13 protein-coding genes are annotated in these 13115 nt (G+C 54.9%); all 13 read left to right on the plus strand.

Translation table 11 applies throughout. The features are described from left to right. The first annotated feature begins 61 nt into the window (after window positions 1–61). Window positions 62–694: a TetR/AcrR family transcriptional regulator gene (locus ACFO3S_RS06055; protein ID WP_378093377.1), complete on the plus strand. Its 633-nt coding sequence runs from the start codon at window positions 62–64 to the stop codon at window positions 692–694. Further along, the gene (gene map, locus ACFO3S_RS06060) at window positions 669–1418 is read left to right on the plus strand and encodes a type I methionyl aminopeptidase (RefSeq protein WP_378093379.1); all 750 of its coding nucleotides are present in this window, start codon (window positions 669–671) and stop codon (window positions 1416–1418) included. The genes ACFO3S_RS06055 and map overlap by 26 nt, the downstream gene beginning before the upstream one ends. Window positions 1419–1582: 164 nt before the next feature. Next, window positions 1583–2215, plus strand: coding sequence for a 3-hexulose-6-phosphate synthase (gene hxlA / locus ACFO3S_RS06065; protein ID WP_378093381.1), 633 nt, complete (start codon window positions 1583–1585; stop codon window positions 2213–2215). 2 nt (window positions 2216–2217) lie between these two features. Further along, entirely contained in the window at window positions 2218–2766 is a 549-nt protein-coding gene (hxlB, locus tag ACFO3S_RS06070; RefSeq protein WP_378093383.1) for a 6-phospho-3-hexuloisomerase, read from the plus strand. Window positions 2767–3019: 253 nt separating this feature from the next. Continuing rightward, complete coding sequence (locus ACFO3S_RS06075; protein WP_378093385.1) at window positions 3020–3220, plus strand: helix-turn-helix transcriptional regulator; 201 nt, start codon at window positions 3020–3022, stop codon at window positions 3218–3220. Window positions 3221–3223: 3 nt separating this feature from the next. Beyond that, window positions 3224–3529, plus strand: coding sequence for a DUF2178 domain-containing protein (locus ACFO3S_RS06080; RefSeq protein WP_378093387.1), 306 nt, complete (start codon window positions 3224–3226; stop codon window positions 3527–3529). A 141-nt stretch (window positions 3530–3670) separates the two neighbouring features. Then, window positions 3671–5485 (plus strand): sensor histidine kinase, encoded by a 1815-nt coding sequence (locus ACFO3S_RS06085; RefSeq protein WP_378093389.1) that lies wholly within the window; start codon window positions 3671–3673, stop codon window positions 5483–5485. A gap of 3 nt (window positions 5486–5488) precedes the next feature. Then, window positions 5489–6268 carry a response regulator gene (locus ACFO3S_RS06090; RefSeq protein WP_378093391.1) on the plus strand — a complete coding sequence of 260 codons (780 nt, stop codon included), beginning with the start codon at window positions 5489–5491 and terminating at the stop codon, window positions 6266–6268. 153 nt (window positions 6269–6421) lie between these two features. Further along, window positions 6422–7759, plus strand: a complete 1338-nt coding sequence (locus ACFO3S_RS06095; protein ID WP_378093393.1) for an ABC transporter substrate-binding protein — start codon at window positions 6422–6424, stop codon at window positions 7757–7759. A gap of 74 nt (window positions 7760–7833) precedes the next feature. Then, window positions 7834–8862, plus strand: a complete 1029-nt coding sequence (locus ACFO3S_RS06100; protein WP_378093395.1) for a GDSL-type esterase/lipase family protein — start codon at window positions 7834–7836, stop codon at window positions 8860–8862. A gap of 151 nt (window positions 8863–9013) precedes the next feature. Next, entirely contained in the window at window positions 9014–9895 is an 882-nt protein-coding gene (locus ACFO3S_RS06105; RefSeq protein WP_378093397.1) for a carbohydrate ABC transporter permease, read from the plus strand. A 26-nt stretch (window positions 9896–9921) separates the two neighbouring features. After that, a complete protein-coding gene (locus tag ACFO3S_RS06110; protein ID WP_378093399.1) occupies window positions 9922–10767 on the plus strand; it encodes a carbohydrate ABC transporter permease in 846 nt (281 codons plus the stop codon). A 10-nt stretch (window positions 10768–10777) separates the two neighbouring features. Continuing rightward, the gene (locus ACFO3S_RS06115; RefSeq protein ID WP_378093401.1) at window positions 10778–13030 is read left to right on the plus strand and encodes an FAD-dependent oxidoreductase; all 2253 of its coding nucleotides are present in this window, start codon (window positions 10778–10780) and stop codon (window positions 13028–13030) included. Window positions 13031–13115 lie beyond the last annotated feature (85 nt).

A 13115-nucleotide genomic window follows, 5' to 3' on the forward strand; every position in this document is an offset into this window, starting at 1 on the left:
CCCCAGTGAGGTATATTCTTTTTATATTGACATTACAGTAGGTCAAAAAAAGGAGGAGCCCATGTCCCCGCGTACCAAAGAACAGAATGACGCGATCCGCGAGAAGCGGATGAATCAAATTATGCAGGCGGCTGCGGAAGTGTATTTGGAGAAAGGCATTCAATTGGAAATCCGCGATGTTGCGGTCCAGGCAGAGCTTGGTTACGGAACCGTGTATCATTACTACAAAAACAAGCACATGCTGTTGGAGGATTTGCTGTGGGACGCCCTGAACCGGGCGGAGTCGACCGTGCAGCGCGCTTGGACGGGGGAAGGCGGCGGCTTGCATCAAGCGGAGTCGTTCTCCAGACGGCTCTTGCAGACGTGCATCCAGGATCCTTCCGTCTTTATTTTGCTTAAGACGGTAGCGGACAATTTTCATCACTTCCCGGGAAACCGGTTCAGCAAGCTGTTCGCCGATTTTCAGCAACGAATCTACTTGCCGTTTGTGGAAATGGTTCGTGAAGGAGTCGATTCCGAGTCGCCGGAAAAAACGGCCCGTTTGATTTTTGGGTCGCTAGTCGGCTGCACCGCATTGAACATCCACCACCATATGCGCAACGAGACGGATGTGGAAGGAATCGTCGATCTGATTTTTTCAGGCATACCGCATAGGAGAGGAGAACGGAATGGTCACGCTGAAGTCGAGAGCTGAGATTGAAGAAATGAGGAAAGCCGGCCGAATTGTCGCTGCTTTTCATCAAGCCATCTCAAGGATGATCCGGCCGGGCGTCACCACGCTCGATATCGAGTCGTTCGCGGTGCGATTCCTGAAGGAGAACGGCGCCAAGCCTTATATGAAAGGCTACAAAGGCTATCCCTTTGCGACATGCGCGTCGGTCAACGACGTTATTGCGCATGGATTTCCGAGTCGGAAGCCGCTTAAAGAAGGCGACATCGTCACCATCGACATCGCGGCGGAGGCGGAGGGCTGGGTTGGCGATTCAGCCTGGTGCTATGCGGTCGGCGAAGTGCCGGAAGAAGCCCGCCATCTGATGCGGGTCACGAAGGAATGCTTATATCTTGGCATCGAAAAAGCGGTCGTCGGCAACCGGATCGGCGATGTGATGCATGCGCTTCAAACCCATGCCGAGCGAAACGGCTTCTCGGTGGTACGGGATCTGCTCGGTCATGGTGTCGGAAGGAAGATGCACGAGGAGCCTAATTATCCCCATGTCGGGAATCCGGGCAAAGGGTTCCGATTGAAGGAAGGGATGGTGTTTACGATCGAGCCGATGCTTAATGCCGGAACAGCGTTCATGACGATCGATGCCGACGGATGGACGGCCAGAACCGCCGACGGCTCGCTTTCCGCACAATTCGAGCATACGATCGCCATAACTGCGGATGGCCCGATGATCTTGACCGCACAAAGCTGAGCAGGATGGTTAGTGATCCGCCGCCTGATCCTCTCGTGGGCCTTGATCGATTTGACGGTTTCCTACGGGTTACTATCGCACGCCAAAGTGCCTACTTTCCGAATCGGGCGTCCCCCTTTACAATGGGGCTTATAACCCAACCCGATCTTAAGGAGAGTGCAGCAATGGAACTTCAATTGGCATTGGATCTCGTCGACATTCCCGGCGCGAAGCAACTGGTCGCAGAAGTGGCGGAGCATATCGATATTGTGGAAATCGGAACGCCTGTAGTCATTAACGAAGGGCTAAGAGCCGTTAAGGAAATCAAGGAATCGTTCCCTGAGCTTCGCGTACTTGCCGACTTGAAAATTATGGACGCGGGCGGATATGAGGTCATGAAGGCTTCCGAAGCCGGAGCGGACATTATCACCGTGCTCGGCGTATCCGACGACTCGACGATTAAGGGCGCTTTAGCCGAAGCGAGGAAACATGGGAAGAAGATCATGGTGGACATGATCAACGTTAAAGATATCGAAGGTCGGGCGAGAGAGATCGACGCGTTCGGAGTGGATTACATTTGTGTTCATTCCGGCTACGATCATCAAGCGGACGGGAAAAACTCCTTCGAGGAGCTGGCGGCGATTAAACGCGTCGTGAAGCAAGCCAAAACGGCGATCGCTGGCGGGATCAAATTAAGCACGCTTCCGGAGGTCATCAGCGCGAAACCGGATTTGGTCATCGTAGGCGGAGGAATTACCGGTCAAGCGGATAAAAAATCGACTGCCGCCGAAATGAAAAGACTGGTTAGCGGAGTCTAGCCGTGATCGACGCCAAAAGAATCGCAAACGAGGTTGCGCAGTCCGTTTCTTTGATCTCCGAAGCGGAGTCGGACAGATTGATTGCCATCATCGGCCAATCGAGGAAAATCTTCCTGGCAGGTGCCGGAAGATCGGGATTAATGGGCAAAGCGTTCGCAATGCGTCTTATGCACCTCGGCATCGAAACGTATGTCGTCGGGGAGACGATTACGCCAGCCATCGCCGAAGGGGACTTGCTGGTTATCGGTTCCGGCTCGGGAGAGACGAAAAGCCTCGTGTCGATGGCACAGAAGGCGAGAAGCGTCGGCGCAGCTTTGGCCGTCGTCACGATCCATCCCGAATCTACATTGGGGTCGCTGGCGGACGTTGCGGTTAGGCTGCCCGGAACGCCTAAGGACAAAGCCGGAGCCGATTATGGCACGATACAACCGATGGCTTCCCTTTTTGAACAGACGCTGCTCTTATTTTACGACTCGATCGTACTCCGTTTGATGGACAAGCAGCGGTCCGATTCGGGCCGCATGTTTCTCAATCATGCCAATCTGGAGTAAAATAGGGTAGAATAGAAGTCTGACATGAGTCTGAACGATGTCCTCACCGCATGCGGTGGGGACTTTCGTACTTGGATCCCGATTTTGCGAAAGTTGTTTGGAAAGCCGCTGCAATGCTTCTCAAGTTGACCGCAAAATGAACCGCTTCATTGCCGCCTATGCGAACGGATTTTTCCGGCGCAGAAGTTGACACCAAGCAAAAAGTAAAGTAACCTTTACGTAAAGTTGCTTTTACATAGAGGTGAGGGGTTGGATGGAACATCGTATCAAAGTTCTAAGAGCATCTTTTGGGCTAACGCAGGAACAGCTGTCCGAGCGAGTTGGCGTTTCGAGACAGACGATCATATCCATAGAGAATGGTCGATATAATCCATCCTTAGAATTGGCTTATAAAATTGCGAAAGTGTTTGGTTGCTACATTGAAGAGGTATTTATTTTTGACAAGGGGGAGTGAGTCATGATGAGTTTGGATCAAGTGGGAGTCTTGCTGATAATACTGCTCAGCATTTCTGTGGGATTTCTCGGGTTGCGGTGGGGTCTCAAGCAAGCAGCGCGCCAGAGGGGACTTGATGAAAGATTTCAAATGATTTCAAGTAAATCTCAAGCAGCCGCATGGAAAATTACGCTGGCAGTCATCTATATCTTATTCACCATACTGGTATGCGGCGCGAAAATGTCTGCAGCTCCCGTCCTGGGGATTGTATTGTTCGTTCATCTGATAGGATGGGCGTTCTCGACGGTGTATTACAATATTAAGCTATAGGAAAATCGAGGGGCGGAATAGAACATTTTGATGCGCCAAAGTCCTTTTAATCTCACAGAATTACGCATTTCGGCTTGAAGCATAATCCCCCTGATCTAATGGTGATATAATGAAACCACCATAGGCTAGGGGGATTTTTGCATGCTGAAATGGCTGGAATTTTTAATTCCCCATAAACTCAAGTACCGGCTGTTTGCCGTTTTTGTCCTCGTGATTTTACTGCCTTTCAGCATTTTGAACATATACAATTACCAGAAAATCGAGACGCTTGTTCAGAACAAGATCAGCGAGCAGAGCCACGAGCAGCTAGATAACCTGCGCCGTTCGCTGGAGGATCAGCTGAGCATCGCATTTAAGACGCTCATTTTTCTCGAGCAGGATTTGGACGTGCGCGAGATTTTGCGTGACCCTGGGGAACGAACGGTACTCGAAAATAAAGAGATCATCGAGAACAAGTTCAAAAATTTGAATAACAGCTTCTTTCTCTACAATCCTTCCGTATATTTTACGCTGCTAGACGCTGAGGGCCATGTATACACGTCCTATCAGCCGAGGGTGAAGATCGATTATGACCAGATTGCAGCGACGCCGTCGTTCGTTTCGATACGGGAAACCGGCGCCACGTATTTCTGGGTGCCGGACGATGAGAATTACGTATCGCGTGATATTTCGAGAAGCCCGACGCTGCTCTCCCTGTATTCGGGGCTGAGGGATAACCGGAACCGGACGTACGGATGGGCGAGGGTGAGCATCGATTTCTCCTTCTGGTTCCATTCGGTGCTGCAGAAGCCGGCCAGCGATCAGGCTTATTTTATCGTCTCCCGCAAGGGCGACGTCATCGCGAGATCCTCGGAAGGCGCGGCGTTGACGCCGGAGGCTGTCAAGCAAGTGACGCAGGCGCCGGCTAATGGCTACTGGACAGACAATACGAACAACGCGCTTGTCAATTACAGCTATTTGCCTTCGCTCGACTGGTACATGGTGAATCAGATCCCGATTAGCGTCTTATTTAAGGAAATCGAGAGCTTGAAGCAGCAATACTTCGTGACGTTCTATATGATAACGGGGGCTTTTATCGTGGTGGCGTTTATGATCGCCTACGCCTTCACGAGACCGCTGTCCCATATGCAGGCTAAGATGAAGGAAGCGGTACGCAAGGATTTAAGAATCCGTTTGCCGGAAAAAAAATATAAAGGCGAAGTGCTCGAGCTGACGCGAACGTTCAACCAGATGATGGTCGACATGAGCGGGTTGATTCATCGGCTGAAGGCGGAGGAGCGGCAGCGGGACGCCGTACACTTCCAAATGCTGCTTGCCCAGGTGAATCCGCATTTTCTGCTGAATACGCTGAACACGATGAAATGGATCGGACTGCGCAGCCAAAACCAAGAGATCGTCGAAATCTGCCTGTCGCTGGGCAAGCTGCTGGAGACAAGCCTGAACTCCGACGTCGATCTGATTCATCTGCGCGAGGAAATCGAGCTGACGAAAGCGTTCGTCTACATTCAGCAAGTGAGGTACAGCAACATCTTCGAGGTGGAATTCAGCTACGAGGAGGATATCCAGTTCGCGCTTGTACCGAAGCTTAGCCTGCAGCCGCTTGTGGACAATGCGATTCGTCACGGCATCGCGCCGATGGGCGGCGGGGGCCGGATCAGTATCCGAATGGGCCTGTCCGGCTCGGATCAGCATCAGCTGGTGCTGGAGGTTGAAGATAACGGCATTGGCGTGGAGCAGTCATTGCTGACCCGGAAGACTAGCCGCAAGAGGCCGGGAATCGGGCTGGAAAACATCAAGGAGCGGCTCAGACTGCTATTCAAGGAACAGGCCGCGCTTGAGAGGGTGCCGCTTGCTCAAGGCACACGGTTCCGGATGACGATGCCGTTTCTATTGTCAGAGCCATACGACGATCGTGCCCATTCGCTGCAGCAGCTTGAAGACGAAAGTGAGGGATGACCTATGTGGAAGGTTTTGCTTGTTGAAGACGAGACGTTCGTCCGGGAATCCGTGAAGGAGATCATTCGCTGGGAGGATATGGGCTTTATACTGACAGGGGAAGCGAGCAACGGTGAAGACGCGCTCGAGATGATCCGCAGGGATCCGCCCGACCTGGTCTTATGCGATATCGTCATGCCGAAAATGGACGGCCTTCATCTGCTCAAGGAGACGAGGCGCGCCGGTATCGCCTCCAAATTTGTAATGCTGACATGCATTGGCGATTTCGAATCGATGCGGCAGGCGATGGAGTTTGGGGCCTCCAACTACATCTTGAAGCTGTCGATGAGCGTCAAGGATCTGAGGGAGACGCTGGCGAAGATCAGCGCGGAGTTAAGCGCCGCGAAACCGGCCCTGTCCGCAGAGCAAGGAACGGCCGTCGGGCTGCGGAAGCAGGAGGAGCGGGGGTCCGCGATCCACAACATTACCCATCCCGAGTTGAAGAAGATCATTCAATATATCGAGCAGCATTACGACCAGGAGATTACGCTGGCTTCCCTGGCGCGCCATGTCATGATGGGCGAGAATTACGTCAGCGCATTATTCAAAAAGAAAACCGGCGAGACGCTTATTCATTATTTGCACCGCATCCGCATTGAGAAGGCGATAGAGTACTTGCGCACCACCGACCTGCCGGTCAATCAGATCGGCCAGAACGTCGGATTCATGAACGATAACTATTTTATTAAAATTTTCAAAAGGATAACAGGGACGACGCCAAGCCAATACCGGCTTACGAGATAGAACGATTTGGTTCGCGGCGGCATCGGCAGCGCTTACAAATTGCGAAGTTCTATTCCATCCAATACATGATTTTGTTACTTATAACCCACCCTCCGAACTTGCTATCCTTGATTTGCATTACCATAACAAGACATTCAAGGAGGTCGTAAGCGAATGAGAAAGAAACGGTGGTTCACAGGCCTGGCATCGCTTGTGCTCGTCACGGGCGTTCTGGCAGGCTGTTCGGGTAACGGCAACGGCAACGCTAATGCGAGTCCGGAGGGATCGCTGCCCGCAAGCGCGCCGGCATCGTCCGGGGATCCAGTCAAATTGACGATGTGGGGAGGCGTTCCGCCGGAATCCGGACCGCAGGCTGTTGTCGACGCATGGAACGCGGAGCATCCCGATATTCAAGTGGAATATGTCCGATTCGTTAATGATGATGAAGGCAACCTGAAGCTGGACACGGCCATGATGACGGGCCAGAACGTTGACTTGTTCGTCAATTATACGATTTCCCAGGTGTCCAAAAGGGTAGAAGCCGGTCTGGCGCTCGACCTGGGCAAGTTCACGGACTACAATATCGACGAGAAGATGGGGCCCGACGCCCAAAATTTTCAGATCGACGGCAAGTACTACGGCGTGCCGACGACAAAAAGTCCGTTCTTCGTCGCGCTAAACAAGAATGCACTTGATGCGGCGGGTCTCGAGGTGCCGAAGGACTGGACATGGGACGAGCTGCGCGAATATGCGAAGCAGCTGAAGCAAGACGGAGGCTACGGCTTTATCCAGCATACGGAGCCGTATGTCGATCCGATCGATTCGGTCCTGGCGAAGGAAGGCTATACGAAGGCGGACGGCACGTCCAACCTGGATCATCCGCTCGTGAAAAAATGGCTGGAGACGCTGAACGCCATGATGACGGAAGACAAATCGACGCCGCCGCTCGGCGAGCAGCTCACGTCCAAGATGCCGGTCGAGCAGGAGTTCTTAAGCGGCAAAGCGCCGATGCTTAATATTGGCGCATGGCTGCTGCGCAGCTCGAACAACTTCACGGACTTCCCGCGCGATTTCAAAATCGCCTTCGCGCCGGTGCCTCGCCTCGCCGACAACGCGGCTGATTTCGTCACTCGCGGCGGACTCGGCGACTATATCTCGATCAATACGAAATCGAAGCATCAGGATGCCGCCTGGGAGTTCTTGAAATGGTATGCCGACGGCGGTATGGCGCCGATGGCCGCCGGCGGACGGCTGCCTGCGTCGAAGGACGCGGATCAGGATGCGGCGCTGGACAGCTTGCTCGGCGACAAGGCGGATACGTATGATGTCGACTCCTTGATGTACGTCATGTTTAACAACCCGGCTCCAACTTATGTCAGAAGCCTGCCTCAAGAAGTGATGGATGCGCGCGCTCAGGAATATGAGAAGTATTTCCTCGGCACGCAGTCCGTTGACGATACGATCGCCGCTATGGTGAAGCGCCATAACGAATATATCGCGCAAAACCAATAGGGAGATTGCCCGGCAGCAGGAGGGGACGGCCGTATTTGCGGCTGTCCTCTTTTCATAGGGAGGGGAAGCCAGCCATGATTTACCGACAGATGGAACTGCATAACGTAGAGGAATTAGTGCCGGTAGAAGGGCGGCCGGGCTTGCTTCTGCAGCGTGTGCCCGAATCGGTGCGAGCGGGCCTCGGGGAGCTCGGAAGTCAGCAAATTCGCCGCGCGGCGGCTGTAGAAATCCGGTTCTGCGCTCCGGCAGGAAGCGATTCGTCCGTCACGCTTGCCAGCTATGGCGGTACCAGTACCGTTCAAGTATACTACGGCGATTACTGGCTAGAAGATCATGAGCTAGGAGAGGAGCCGAAGCGGATTGCGGTTAAGGAGCCCGAACCGGGCTTTCAGTTTCAATACCCGTGGAAGGAACAGGTGCCGAGACTGTCATACGGTCCGGTGTGGCGGCTCGTCCTTCAAGGCTTTGAAGTGCATTTGCTGGATAGAAGCGGAGAAGGTCTTCGACCGCCGGAGGCGAAGGAGAAGCCGGCGTTAACCTATCTCGCATACGGCACATCGATCACGTTCGGCATTTCGGCGGCTACGCCGGACATGACCTACGTGGGCCAGACGGCATGGCGGCTCGGGCTCGATACGATCAATCTCGGAATGCCGGGATCCGCATATTGCGAGACGGCGATTGCGGAGCATATCGCAGGCCGAAATGACTGGGATATTGCGTCGTTATGCATCTCCGTCAATATGCTGAATCAGGGCGTAACGGTGCGCGAGTTCGCGGAGAAGGCGGAAGCGATGGTTCGGAGGATCGCGTCCGCGCATCCCAGCAAGCCGCTGGTATGCATCAGCTTGTTCCCGAGCTTCGCGGACCTCGGCTGGACGTGGCCGGGACGCGACGTGCAAGCCAGCAGCGAGGAGTACCGCCGGACGCTGAAGCGGATCGCCGAAGGAAGCGGCTATCCGAACGTTCACTATGCGGACGGCCGCGAACTGTTGGACGACTGGCGCGGCTTATCCCATGATCTGCTCCATCCCGGCAACGCCGGCATGATCCGGATCGGCGAGCGACTGGCCCGGTTTATGCGCCCGCTTGTCGGCGAATAGAACATTTTGATGTATGCGATCGTCGAGACCGCCCTTCCGGGGCGGTTTTTTGCGTAAAAACGTGGGATTAATCCGGTAAGAATGTTCATTACCGATTCAAGGGGCTGTTGCTACACTTTACGTATTCCATGAAGAAACGAGGAACAGACGCATGACTAACAACTGGATGAAAAGACAACGGCTGCTCGGCTACATTTTTATTGGCCCCAGTATGCTCGGGATCCTGCTATTTTTTCTGATTCCGGCGTTGTATTCGTTCGGGCTCATGTTTACGAATTATAAGTTCATGAATCCGAACGTCGAGTTTGTCGGTCTGGACAACATCATCCGCTTGTTCAAAGACCCGATGTTCTACTTGTCGCTGAAAAATACGGCCGTGTTCCTGCTCGCCGTACCTGTATCGATCGCGCTTGGTTTTGTCGTGGCGGTCGTGCTTAACCAGAAAGTTTATCTCAAAAAGCTGCTGCGCGGCCTCTACTTTATGCCGTACATTACGAGCGGCGTCGCCGTTGCGTTTGTCTGGATGCTTCTGTTCCATCCAACGCAAGGACCGATTAACGGTCTGCTGCACAGTATCGGAATTGACCATCCGCCCGGCTGGCTGTCCACGACAACGTCGTCGATGTTCGCGATCGATATCATCTGGGTTTGGTTCCTGCTCGGCTACAACATGATCATTTACCTGGCCGCGCTGCAGGAGGTATCGCCGGAGCTGCTGGAGGCCGCTACAATCGACGGGGCAAAGCGCGGGCAGATTTTGCGCAGCATCATTTGGCCGCTCGTCAGTCCGACAACATTCCTGCTGCTGATCACCGGACTGATTATGACGATCAAGACGTTCGGCATCATCCAGGCGATCACGAATGGCGGACCGGGCAACAGTACGACGATACTGTCGCTCTACGTCTATCAGAACGCCTTCCGCTACTATGATATGGGATACGCGTCGACGCTTTCTTGGGCGCTGTTCATCGTGATCCTGCTCATAACGCTGGTTCAATGGATCGGTCAGAAACGCTGGGTTCACTACTAAGACGCAGAGAGAGGAAGACACAGACGATGGAAATTAAACAAAGGCTGTCCTCGGACGCGCCGAAGCGGCTGGGCTTAACGCTCCTTATGCTGCTGCTGGCGATCCTGATGGTCATTCCGTTCCTATGGATGATCAGCACATCGCTCAAAACCCCGGCGCAGGTGTTCGAATATCCCATCCGGTGGATTCCTGCCAATCCGACCTGGGAGCATCATATAAAGGTGTGGACAGGCCCGAAAAGCTTCGGCGTCTACTACTGGAATTCGCTCAAGATTTCGATCATCGGCATGGCCGGCGCGACCTTCCTGTCCGCCTTCGCCGCCTACGGCTTCGCGCGCATCCAATTTAAAGGACGCAACGCGTTGTTTATGCTGTACCTTTCCATGATGATGGTGCCGCCTCAGGTGCTGTTCGTGCCGAAGTTCCTCATGTTCGAATGGGCAGGCATTTATAACACGCATTTGGCGCTGATTCTGCCCGGATTATTTACGATATTCGGGGTATTCATGCTCCGTCAGTTTTTTTTAACCATCCCGAACGAAATTACCGAATCGGCGTTCATCGACGGCGCGGGACACTTCCGAATCTTTTTCCGGCTCATCCTGCCGCTGGCGAAGCCGGCGCTCGCTACGCTAGCGATCATCGACTTCTCGTGGCAGTGGAATGATTACGAGAACGCCCTCGTCTTCCTGATTGACGAAAAGCTGTACACCGTTCCGCTCGGTCTGCAAAATTTTATTTTAGAGAACACGGTTGATTACAACGGAATGATGGCCGCAGCGTCAGCGGGCATTCTGCCGATGATTGCGGTATTTGCGATCGGGCAGCGTTACATTATTCAAGGCATAACCAATTCAGCGGTGAAGGGATAAGGTGAGAAGGATGCGCAGCGAAATGGTGTGGTCGGATGTTACGGTCGTCGGCGGAGGCTTGGCTGGCGTGTGTGCGGCGGTGGCGGCGGCAAGGCTCGGCCGGAAGGTTGCGCTAGTGACGAATCGTCCCGTCCTCGGCGGCAATTCCAGCAGCGAGGTTCGCGTCTGGGTGTGCGGGGCGACGGCCCATGGCACGAACCGATATGCTCGGGAGACGGGCATTATGGGCGAAATGTTCGTGGAGAACCAATTCCGCAATCCGGAAGGCAATCCGTATTTATGGGACTTGGTCGTGATGGAGACGGTGAAGGCTGAGCCGAATATTCAATTGTTCCTGAATACCGACGTTCACGAGGTGGAGGCGGTCGGCGGAGAGGACAACCGGAGCATCCGCTCGGTGACAGGCTGGATGATGGGCTCCGAGCGCCGGATCCGCTACGAAAGCTCGTATTTCCTTGATTGCACCGGCGACGGATTGATCGGATTCCTTGCGGGTGCGCGCTATCGGATTGGCCGTGAGGCGGCGCGCGAATACGGCGAAGCATGGGCGCCGGACGTCGCGGACGACATTACGCTTGGCAGCACGCTGCTTTTTTATACGAAGGACGCGGGCCGTCCGGTTAAGTTTGTGCCGCCAAGCTTCGCCAAGGAGATTACGCAGACGCCGATTCCGGTGAATCGGGTCATTCGCAGCGGAGACTCCGGCTGTCATTATTGGTGGATCGAATGGGGCGGCGAGCTCGATACCGTGCATGACAACGAGCGAATCCGCGACGAGCTGTGGTCGGTCATTTACGGGATTTGGGATTATATTAAAAACTCCGGGCAATTCGACGCGGATCATATGACGCTGGAATGGGTCGGTTCGATTCCCGGCAAGCGCGAGTACCGCCGGTTTATCGGAGACTATGTGCTGAACCAAAACGATGTCATCGAGCAGCGGCAGTTCGACGATCGAATCGCCTTCGGCGGCTGGTCGATCGATCTGCATCCGCCGCAGGGGATGTACGCGACGGAGAGCGGCTCCAAGCATATGCATGCGGACGGCATCTACCATATCCCCTATCGCTCGCTCTACTCGGCGAACGTGACGAATCTGTTGTTCGCGGGACGAAACATCAGCGCGACGCACGTCGCCTTCGGAACGACGCGCGTGATGGCCACCTGTGCGGTGATGGGAGAAGCGGCGGGAACGGCTGCGGCGCTTTGCGTGGAGAAGGGCGTGACGCCGCGCAGTCTGTACGAGCGCGAGATGGGCGCGCTTCAGCAGACGCTGCTGCGGCAGGACGCTTCGGTCATCGGGATCGCGAACGAGGATGCGAAGGATCTGGCGCGCCGGGCGAAGGTGTCGGCGTCGTCTGCGCGCACAAAAATCGCAGTGGAGGAGAGCCGCGGGCAGCATCCCCTCACGCATGACGCGGGTATCCTGTTTCCGGTCGAACCTTCCCTGCAAGGATTGGAGCTGCTCGTTGACGCTTCCGAGGACACGACGCTGACGGTGGAGCTGTGGGACACGGGACTCGCGGAAAATTATGTGCCGCGCTCGCCCGTTGCGAGCGCAAAGGTTGAAGTGCCTGCCGGCGCAGGCTTGTGGGTTCCCGTGAGCGGTCTGGACTGGGAGCCGGATCGCGCCTGTAATGCGTTTGTCATTATTCGCGCGAATGAGAAGATTGCTCTGCATCTGTCGGACGAACCGCTGACCGGCGTGCTGTCTTTCGAGAGGGGAGCGGCACCGCACGCCGTGGCGGAGCTGGAGGATCACGACGCATCGCAGCCGATCGTCGACTGGAGCATGAAGAAGCTCGTGCGCCGTCCGTTCTGTTTCCGTATAGGGTCAGCGACCGGCGCATATTCGCCCCAGAAGGCAGTTGGCGGCTACAAGCGCCCGTATGGCGGCCCGAACCTGTGGGCGTCCGAACGGATGGTTGCAGGCGCGGAGCAATGGCTTGAGCTCGGTTGGGACAGCGCTGTCGCGGCCCGCGAAATCATCGTGACATGGAACGACGACGTGAACGAAGATCTGATCAATCTTCACCATCACCGCACGCCTTTCGACGTGATCCCCGAGCTCGTGAAGCATTACCGTCTAGAGGCACGTATGGGCGGAGCTTGGACGAGCCTGTCCGAAGTGCGCGACAACCGGCGCCGTACGAACCGGTTTCGGTTCGACCAGCCTGTTGCCGCAGACGCTCTTCGCATCGTCATCCTGGAAACAAACGGCGCTCCGTGTGCGGAGCTGGTGGAAGTGCGAGTGTATGAGTAACAGAGCGGGGGAAGCAAGTTCCTTTCAGAAAGAGCTGCCGGGCGGCAGCTCTTTTGAGGATGGCACGTTCCGTGCGGCGGCCGCT

The sequence above is a fragment of the Cohnella hongkongensis genome (genome assembly GCF_042654645.1).
GTDB classification, from domain to species: domain Bacteria; phylum Bacillota; class Bacilli; order Paenibacillales; family Paenibacillaceae; genus Cohnella; species Cohnella hongkongensis.

What these genes read in the sequence shown, in the direction of transcription:
- ACFO3S_RS06105 (WP_378093397.1), top strand. Translation starts at nt 9,014, where the DNA reads ATGACTAACAACTGGATGAAAAGACAACGGCTGCTCGGCTACATTTTT.
- ACFO3S_RS06055 (WP_378093377.1), top strand. Translation starts at nt 62, where the DNA reads ATGTCCCCGCGTACCAAAGAACAGAATGACGCGATCCGCGAGAAGCGG.
- ACFO3S_RS06090 (WP_378093391.1), top strand. Translation starts at nt 5,489, where the DNA reads ATGTGGAAGGTTTTGCTTGTTGAAGACGAGACGTTCGTCCGGGAATCC.
- ACFO3S_RS06080 (WP_378093387.1), top strand. Translation starts at nt 3,224, where the DNA reads ATGATGAGTTTGGATCAAGTGGGAGTCTTGCTGATAATACTGCTCAGC.
- ACFO3S_RS06075 (WP_378093385.1), top strand. Translation starts at nt 3,020, where the DNA reads ATGGAACATCGTATCAAAGTTCTAAGAGCATCTTTTGGGCTAACGCAG.
- ACFO3S_RS06100 (WP_378093395.1), top strand. Translation starts at nt 7,834, where the DNA reads ATGATTTACCGACAGATGGAACTGCATAACGTAGAGGAATTAGTGCCG.
- map (WP_378093379.1), top strand. Translation starts at nt 669, where the DNA reads ATGGTCACGCTGAAGTCGAGAGCTGAGATTGAAGAAATGAGGAAAGCC.
- ACFO3S_RS06085 (WP_378093389.1), top strand. Translation starts at nt 3,671, where the DNA reads ATGCTGAAATGGCTGGAATTTTTAATTCCCCATAAACTCAAGTACCGG.
- ACFO3S_RS06115 (WP_378093401.1), top strand. Translation starts at nt 10,778, where the DNA reads ATGCGCAGCGAAATGGTGTGGTCGGATGTTACGGTCGTCGGCGGAGGC.
- ACFO3S_RS06095 (WP_378093393.1), top strand. Translation starts at nt 6,422, where the DNA reads ATGAGAAAGAAACGGTGGTTCACAGGCCTGGCATCGCTTGTGCTCGTC.
- hxlA (WP_378093381.1), top strand. Translation starts at nt 1,583, where the DNA reads ATGGAACTTCAATTGGCATTGGATCTCGTCGACATTCCCGGCGCGAAG.
- ACFO3S_RS06110 (WP_378093399.1), top strand. Translation starts at nt 9,922, where the DNA reads ATGGAAATTAAACAAAGGCTGTCCTCGGACGCGCCGAAGCGGCTGGGC.